The following is a 241-nucleotide window of genomic DNA, read 5'->3' as shown; positions in this document are numbered from 1 at the left end:
CATCTACTAACGCACAATTGCTACAGGTCGGTGTATTAGGCACGGGTGAACTGAATATTACCACCGGAGGTATAGTTAAAGCGCGTGATACACAGATAGCTCTCAATGACAAAAGTAAGGGCGACGTGAGGGTGGATGGGCAGAACTCTCTTCTTGAAACATTCAATATGTACGTAGGGACATCTGGTACGGGTACGTTAACCCTGACGAATAACGGTACGCTGAATGTCGAAGGTGGAGA

General features: G+C 46.9%; 1 protein-coding gene. It reads left to right on the top strand.

Going from position 1 to position 241, the window contains the following annotated elements:
- Positions 1-241: hypothetical protein (locus tag HMPREF0549_RS09005; RefSeq protein WP_003717998.1), on the top strand; the 241-nt coding region annotated here is incomplete at both ends.

The sequence above is a fragment of the Limosilactobacillus vaginalis DSM 5837 = ATCC 49540 genome, from assembly GCF_000159435.1.
GTDB lineage: Bacteria > Bacillota > Bacilli > Lactobacillales > Lactobacillaceae > Limosilactobacillus > Limosilactobacillus vaginalis.
This window is presented reverse-complemented; position numbering and strand designations above follow the sequence as displayed.